The organism is Microbacterium sp. NPDC097977, from assembly GCF_040302605.1.
Lineage (GTDB): Bacteria > Actinomycetota > Actinomycetes > Actinomycetales > Microbacteriaceae > Microbacterium.
Window position 1 is genome coordinate 1 of sequence record NZ_JBEOUR010000115.1, and the last position, 6,436, is coordinate 6,436.

Sequence of the window (6,436 nt, forward strand, 5' to 3'; positions counted from 1 at the left end):
ACGCCGAGCGGGTCGCCGTGGATGCCGGACTGGCGGTGAAGATTCCGTCGACATGGACGTACGCCGAGGGTGCGGCGTCGATTCTCGGGCTGGCGGCCTCGCACAATGCACTGGTCACGGCGGGCAGGCTCGCCGCCGGCGAGTCCGTGCTGATTCACGGCGCGTCGTCGGGCGCGGGACTTCAGGGGGTCCAGCTGGCGTCGTACCTCGGAGCGAGCCCGGTGATCGCGACGACGAGGAGCGACCGAGCCGATGACCTCCTGCACTCTCTGGGTGCCGATACGGTGATACACCCGTCTTCGGGCGGCTTCGCCGATCAGGTCCGGGCAGCCACCGACCACGCGGGAGTCGACGTCATCGTGGACCACGTCGGGGGGCCGTATCTCGGAGACAGCGTCATCGCAGCAGCCCTCAAGGCACGACTCGTGAGCGTGGGACGACTGGGTGGCGGCCTCGGCGAACTGGACATGGAGGCGCTGGCGCTCAAGCGGATGGAGATCATCGGCGTCACCTTCCGCACGCGCAGTCCGAGCGAGAAGGCGGACATCATCGCCGACGTCGCGCGCGTTCTCGCAGGGACTGACGCCGCAGAGCACCTGCGGCCGACGATCGACCGGCACCTGGACTGGATGGACGCCGAGGCCGCTCAGTCGCTCATGCAGGCGAACCGACATCTGGGCAAGATCGTGCTCGACGTTCACGCCTCCCACACTGAAAGGACATAGATATGGATTCGACACCGATCGAGGTGATGAGCACACGAGGAGCGATCCGTGGCTCTCGGCAGGGCGACCTATCCGTATTTCTGGGAATCCCCTACGCAGAAACCCTGGAGGAGTCCCAACGGTTCAACGCCGCGACGCCGGCTCGAGCGTGGGACGGCGTTCTCGAGGCAGACGAGTTCGGCCCGACACCGCCGCAGTACGGCTTTCCCGGCGTGCCGACGGCCGTCTTCCCTCAGGGCCGCCGTCTCGCCGGCCAGTACCTCACGGTCAATGTCTGGACCCCGGCCGCATCCGGCAGTGCCCCGCTGCCTGTGATGGTGTGGTTGTACGGTGGCGGTTTCCGAGTGGGATGCACTGCCGATCCCGTCTACAACGGGTCCGTACTCGCGGGCGACGGCGATGTTGTCGTCGTGACGGTGAACTACCGGGTCGGGGCCGAAGGGTACCTGGCTCTGGAAGATGTGCCGAACAACCGAGCCCTGCTGGACCAGATTCTCGCCTTGCAGTGGGTGCGCGATGAGATCTCGGCATTCGGCGGAGATCCTGGGTGCGTGACCATCTTCGGCGAATCATCCGGCGGTGCCAGCGTCGCGAGCCTCATGGTCGCGCCTGCCGCAGAGGGCCTCTTCCACCGCGCCATCGCGCAGAGCGTTCCAGGAACCTTCTTCTCACATGAACTCTCCGAGGACATCACTCGAGAGCTCCTGGCGCCCCGTGGGCTCCCCAGCACAGCCGCGGCTGTGGCGACCCTGAGTCGGGACGAACTGGCCGCGCTGGTGGACGACCTCCAGCTCCGCATGCCGTCCATACGGCGCTGGGGGGCGGTGTCCGGCGGGCCGACGCCCTTCAGCCTGGTGATGGACGACGACACGCTGCCTGCTGAGCCCTGGGAGGCACTGGCCAGAGGAGACGCCCGGGATGTGCAGCTTCTGGTCGGCCACACCAGGGAGGAGTGGCGGCTGTTCGAGGCGATGGCGGGGCAGCTCGTCGCACTTCCCTCCGGTGCCGTGCAAGACGCTGCATGGATGTGGGGACCTGGCCCTCGGGACACCGCCGAAGATCGACAGCGCGCTGCCCACGGGGAGTTGAGCGAGGCCGAGCTCTTCACCGTGCTCATGTCGGACGGTGCGTTCCGGATGCCCAGCGCTCATCTGGCCACAGCGCACGTGCGTGGCGGCGGAAGCGCGTTTCGATACGAGCTCACCTGGGCGTCACCGCTCTACGGCGGGCTGCTCAGAGCATGTCACGGGTTGGACATCCCCCTCGTGCTCGGCACTGTGAGAGATGCTGCGATGTACCTGGGAGAGGAGCCTCCGGCTTCGGCCCATCAGCTGAGCGCTCAGATGCGCAGCGTCTGGCGGCGGTTCGCCTCTACCGGCGACCCCGGGTGGGCACCGACGGGTGAGACTGTGTGGCCCACACGCATCTTCGACGGTGAGGAAGGACCGAATGTCATCGAGTACCCGGAGTCGGCATCCCGCGAGCTCTGGTCCCCGTACCCGCCGGCCACCCTTCAGCTGCGTCCGCCGGCTGCGTAGACGTCACCGCGCAGCGCGGGGGTGGGCAGCAGTGCCCCCTGCGAGAAAAACGAAGAAAGCCACCGGGGAACCGGTGGCTTTCTTCATATGGTGCGTCACCCGGATCCTCGGGATGCATCCCGTGTTCCGACTGCTGACTGTGGTGGACCTAAGGGGATTCGAACCCCTGACCTCCTCGATGCGAACGAGGCGCGCTACCAACTGCGCCATAGGCCCTTACGTGTTCTACGCTATCACGCTCGCCGCGCCACTCGCGTCGCGCATCATCCGGCTGCGCGCTTGGCGAGGAGGTCGCGGACGTGCGCTTCGATCTCCGCGTCGTCGACGTAGCCCATCCGGGCGAAGGGTGACGCCGCGGCCGGCATCTGCACGGGGGTGGGCGGTGCCATCTCCTCTGCGCGGGCGCGGAGTTCGGCGAGGCGGGCCGCAGAGCGACGCCCCTCCTGTGCGTCCATCTCGGCGCGTGCCACCTGAGCGCGAGACCCCGTCACAGAGACGAGGGGTTCGGGCAGCGGACGCGGTGTCCAGGTCGCACGGCCCTGATCATGCAGCGCCGGCGCAACCCGCTCCACCGGCTTCTCCTCGACCCGCACCGCACGACGTGCCGCGCGCGCCGCGACCGAGGACATGCGCTGCAGGGCGATGCCCGACACGATCACCAGCACAGATCCGACCCAGATCAGCAGCGGTGCCTGCACGGTCAGCAGCTGCCAGACCCCGAGCCCGACCAGGGTGAACCCGAGCAGCACCGCGGACGTCGCGGTCAACCGCACCCGCCGACGGGCGCGAGCCTGCCGCACGGCAGGATCCGCCTTCGTGGCGGCCAGCTCTTCACGGAGCAGGGCGAGTTCGCCGGCTTCCTTCTCGGACTGCAGTCGCTTCGCGAGCTTCTGCTGCGCCAGCGCCGTTCTGGCATTGAGTTCGAGGCGGACCTCCGTGGGCGTCTCGCTGGTCTCCGCGAGCACCCGGAGCGCCTGGTTCAGTCGAACGGCGTTGCGCTCGGCGGCGTCGTACTGGAAACGTCCACGCCACGAGGGCAGCAGATAGAGCATCCACAGGAGCACAGCGACGAGCACGATCACTCCCCCGCTCAGCACCGGCCCGTCCATGTCGACAACGGTACGGGAAGATCGTTGCTCGGAGCCCTCAGGCGGGGCGTGTGTCGCGACGAGTTCAGGGGCCCGAGTCAGATCGCGAGTCGGTCGGAGGGAGGGATGGTCGCGGCGTCCGGTGGGACCTCTCCACGCAGCCATCGCGCCAGCACTCCCTGCGGCACGTCTTCGCGGGTCAGCGAGAAGGCGTAGTGGTCCCGCCAGTCCCCGTCGATGTGGATGTACCTGCGGCGCAGTCCCTCATACCGGAAGCCGAGCTTCTGGACGATGCGCAGGCTCGCGGCGTTCTCCGGACGGATGCAGATCTCCATGCGGTGCAGCGCGAACTCGGTGAAGCAGGCATCGGTCGCGAGGGCGACAGCGGTGGGCGTGATGCCCTTGCCCGCGAAGCGCTCGCTGACCCAGTAGCCGATCGTCGCCGAGCACAGAGATCCGCGTGCGACTCCCCACACGTTGAGCTGGCCGGCGATCTCGCCGTCGTACTCCATGACGAACGGATAGCCGGACCCGTCGCGGTACTGCTGCAGGAGCCGGCGGATGCTGAGCCTCATGTCGAAGGAGACGGCACCGTACGGCACCGTCGCCTCCCACGGCTGCAGCCAGGATCTGTTGCTCAACAGCTCGTGCTGAAGCGTCCTGGCATCGCGAGGGCGCACGAGGCGCAGCTCGATGGGACCATGCCGCATCCCCGTCGCCTGATCCATCCGAGCGCTCCCCACGCCGCGATGACGCCTAGAGGCGTTCCGCGAACTCCTTGAGCCACGGCCGCAGCTCGGGGCCGAGGTCCTCGCGGTCCGAGGCGAGCTGGACGATCGCCTTGATGTAGTCCACCCGATCGCCGGTGTCGTAGCGTCGGCCGCGGAAGATCACTCCGACGACGCCGGGTCCTTCGGGGCGCGTGGCGAGCTCCTGCAGAGCGTCCGTCAGCTGGATCTCGCCGCCCTTGCCCGGCTCCGTGCGCTCGAGCACCTCGAAGATCGACGCCGGCAGCACATAGCGGCCGATGATCGCGAGGTTCGAGGGGGCGTCCTCCTGTGCGGGCTTCTCGACGAGGCCGGTGACGCGCACGGCATCCGATCCTTCGAGCGGCTCGACGGCGGCGGCGCCGTACATGTGGATGTTGGCGGGGTCGACCTCCATGAGGGCGATGACCGCGGCACCGCTGCGCTCGTGCTCGGCGATCATCGCGGTGAGCAGCGGATCGCGCTCATCGATGAGGTCGTCGCCGAGGAGCACGGCGAACGAGCTGTCGCCGACGTGGGTGCGCGCACGCAGCACTGCGTGACCGAGGCCCTTCGGCTCGCCCTGACGGACGAAGTGGATGTCGGCGAGATCGCTCGACTGCACGACCCTGGCGAGGCGGCCCGTGTCGCCCTTCTCCATGAGCTTCACCTCGAGCTCGGGAACCGAGTCGAAGTGGTTGGAGATGGCGTTCTTGTTGCGCCCGATGATCACGAGGATGTCGTCGATGCCGGCACTCGCGGCCTCTTCGACGACGTACTGGATGGCCGGCTTGTCGACGACAGGCAGCATCTCCTTCGGCATCGCCTTCGTCGCGGGAAGGAATCGTGTCCCCAGTCCGGCGGCGGGAATGACAGCCTTCATCTTCTGTGTACCCATCCTGACAGCCTAGCGGGGATGCCGCCGTAGACTCGGAGGCATGTCCACCGACGTCGAGCACCAGAAGCGCGCGCTGCGCGCCGAGCTCCGCGAACGACGCCAGCTGTTGAGCGACGCACAGCGCGAGACCGCGGCATCCGCGATCGCGCAGCGTCTGGACGACCTCGTCGAGACGCTCGGTGCGCGATCGATCTCCTGCTTCCTGTCCTCGACGACCGAGCCGGGGACCCGGGAGTTCGTCACCGGCGCCGTCCGTCGCGGCATCCGCGTGCTCCTCCCCATCACCCGCGCGGACGGCCTGCTGGACTGGGCCGTCGCCACCGAGGACGACGATGTGGTCGAGGGGCTCTTCGGTCTGCCGGAGCCGACCGGCGAGGTCCTCGGACCCATCGCCGTGAACGACGTCGACCTGATGATCATCCCCGCAGCCGCCGTGGATCGCGGCGGCATGCGGATGGGGTGGGGCCGCGGATACTTCGACAAGACCATCGGCTCGATGGAGAGGTGCCCGCCCGTCTACGCGGTCATCTATGATTCCGAGGTACTCGATCTCCTGCCCCGAGAGGTGCATGATCAGCCGGTCACCGGCGTCGTCACCCCCACGCAGACCCTTCTCCTGTCGCAGCCGCGACACTGACCCTCGAGGATCGCCATGCCGACCTATGCCTATGCCTGCCGCTCCTGCGGCCACGCCTTCGACGCCGTGCAGAGCTTCTCCGACGACGCCCTGACCGTCTGCCCCGAATGCGGCGGAGAGCTCCGCAAGCAGTACGGATCGATCGGTGTGACGTTCAACGGATCCGGGTTCTATCGGACCGACTCGCGCGCCGGGTCTGGTGCTTCGTCCTCCGCCCCGGCATCATCGAAGTCCGAGTCGACGTCGAGCTCCACTCCGGCGCCGGCGACGACGTCCACCACTTCCTGACATCGATCACTGAGGGGCACATCATGCTCAAGGGCTTCAAAGACTTCATCCTGCGCGGCAACGTCATCGACCTCGCCGTCGCCGTCGTCATCGGCACCGCATTCACGGCGATCGTCACCGCCGTGGTCAACAGCATCATCACCCCGCTCGTCTCCCTCTTCTTCAAGGCGGACGCGACGGGCCAGTTCGGCCCGCAGCTGAAGAGCATCTACGGCGACACCGTGACCTTCCCGCTCGGCGACCTGATCTCGGCGGTCATCAGCTTCCTCTCGGTCGCCCTCGTCGTGTACTTCGTCTTCGTGCTGCCGATGAACACCTTCAAGGCGCACGTCGAAGCGCGCAAGGGCACCCCGGCCGAAGAGCCGCAGGAGGAGCCGGCCGCGGCCACCGAGGCCGAGCTGCTCGTGGAGATCCGCGACCTGCTCGCTCGCACCCCACGCAGCTGAGTCTCGACGCGGCTGAGTCTCGACGCAGCTGAGACTCGACGCATCACGACGCGCACGGCCCATCCGGGCC

General features: G+C 67.8%; 8 protein-coding genes and 1 tRNA gene. 5 read left to right on the plus strand and 4 right to left on the minus strand.

The features are described 5' to 3' along the window. Both ABTZ43_RS16610 and ABTZ43_RS16615 read left to right on the plus strand, forming a co-directional pair. A partial coding sequence (locus ABTZ43_RS16610) for a zinc-binding dehydrogenase (RefSeq protein WP_350539573.1) occupies positions 1-725 on the plus strand: 725 nt, incomplete at its 5' end. A gap of 26 nt (positions 726-751) precedes the next feature. Then, positions 752-2,263 carry a carboxylesterase/lipase family protein gene (locus ABTZ43_RS16615; RefSeq protein WP_350539574.1) on the plus strand — a complete coding sequence of 504 codons (1,512 nt, stop codon included), beginning with the start codon at positions 752-754 and terminating at the stop codon, positions 2,261-2,263. 140 nt (positions 2,264-2,403) lie between these two features. Here ABTZ43_RS16615 and ABTZ43_RS16620 read toward each other — a convergent pair. The 4 genes from ABTZ43_RS16620 to galU all read right to left on the minus strand — a co-directional run bounded on the left by ABTZ43_RS16620 (position 2,404) and on the right by galU (position 4,995). Continuing rightward, a tRNA-Ala gene (locus tag ABTZ43_RS16620) sits at positions 2,404-2,479 on the minus strand. A 47-nt stretch (positions 2,480-2,526) separates the two neighbouring features. Continuing rightward, a complete protein-coding gene (locus ABTZ43_RS16625) occupies positions 2,527-3,372 on the minus strand; it encodes a hypothetical protein (protein ID WP_350539575.1) in 846 nt (281 codons plus the stop codon). A 77-nt stretch (positions 3,373-3,449) separates the two neighbouring features. Then, positions 3,450-4,061 carry a GNAT family N-acetyltransferase gene (locus tag ABTZ43_RS16630; protein WP_149422700.1) on the minus strand — a complete coding sequence of 204 codons (612 nt, stop codon included), beginning with the start codon at positions 4,059-4,061 and terminating at the stop codon, positions 3,450-3,452. A 46-nt stretch (positions 4,062-4,107) separates the two neighbouring features. Further along, entirely contained in the window at positions 4,108-4,995 is an 888-nt protein-coding gene (gene galU / locus ABTZ43_RS16635) for a UTP--glucose-1-phosphate uridylyltransferase GalU (protein WP_350539576.1), read from the minus strand. Between the two features lie 40 nt (positions 4,996-5,035). Between galU and ABTZ43_RS16640 the strand changes: the two genes are divergently transcribed. From ABTZ43_RS16640 to mscL, 3 genes are read left to right on the plus strand one after another with little or no spacing between them, the layout of a single operon-like run. Next, complete coding sequence (locus ABTZ43_RS16640; RefSeq protein ID WP_056420474.1) at positions 5,036-5,632, plus strand: 5-formyltetrahydrofolate cyclo-ligase; 597 nt, start codon at positions 5,036-5,038, stop codon at positions 5,630-5,632. 15 nt (positions 5,633-5,647) lie between these two features. Continuing rightward, entirely contained in the window at positions 5,648-5,920 is a 273-nt protein-coding gene (locus tag ABTZ43_RS16645) for an FmdB family zinc ribbon protein (protein WP_253386541.1), read from the plus strand. Positions 5,921-5,943: 23 nt separating this feature from the next. Then, positions 5,944-6,366 carry a large conductance mechanosensitive channel protein MscL gene (gene mscL, locus ABTZ43_RS16650; RefSeq protein ID WP_253386542.1) on the plus strand — a complete coding sequence of 141 codons (423 nt, stop codon included), beginning with the start codon at positions 5,944-5,946 and terminating at the stop codon, positions 6,364-6,366. Positions 6,367-6,436 lie beyond the last annotated feature (70 nt).

What these genes read in the sequence shown, in the direction of transcription:
- mscL (WP_253386542.1), top strand. Translation starts at nt 5,944, where the DNA reads ATGCTCAAGGGCTTCAAAGACTTCATCCTGCGCGGCAACGTCATCGAC.
- ABTZ43_RS16630 (WP_149422700.1), bottom strand. Translation starts at nt 4,061, where the DNA reads ATGCGGCATGGTCCCATCGAGCTGCGCCTCGTGCGCCCTCGCGATGCC.
- ABTZ43_RS16615 (WP_350539574.1), top strand. Translation starts at nt 752, where the DNA reads ATGAGCACACGAGGAGCGATCCGTGGCTCTCGGCAGGGCGACCTATCC.
- ABTZ43_RS16640 (WP_056420474.1), top strand. Translation starts at nt 5,036, where the DNA reads ATGTCCACCGACGTCGAGCACCAGAAGCGCGCGCTGCGCGCCGAGCTC.
- ABTZ43_RS16625 (WP_350539575.1), bottom strand. Translation starts at nt 3,372, where the DNA reads ATGGACGGGCCGGTGCTGAGCGGGGGAGTGATCGTGCTCGTCGCTGTG.
- galU (WP_350539576.1), bottom strand. Translation starts at nt 4,995, where the DNA reads ATGGGTACACAGAAGATGAAGGCTGTCATTCCCGCCGCCGGACTGGGG.
- ABTZ43_RS16645 (WP_253386541.1), top strand. Translation starts at nt 5,648, where the DNA reads ATGCCGACCTATGCCTATGCCTGCCGCTCCTGCGGCCACGCCTTCGAC.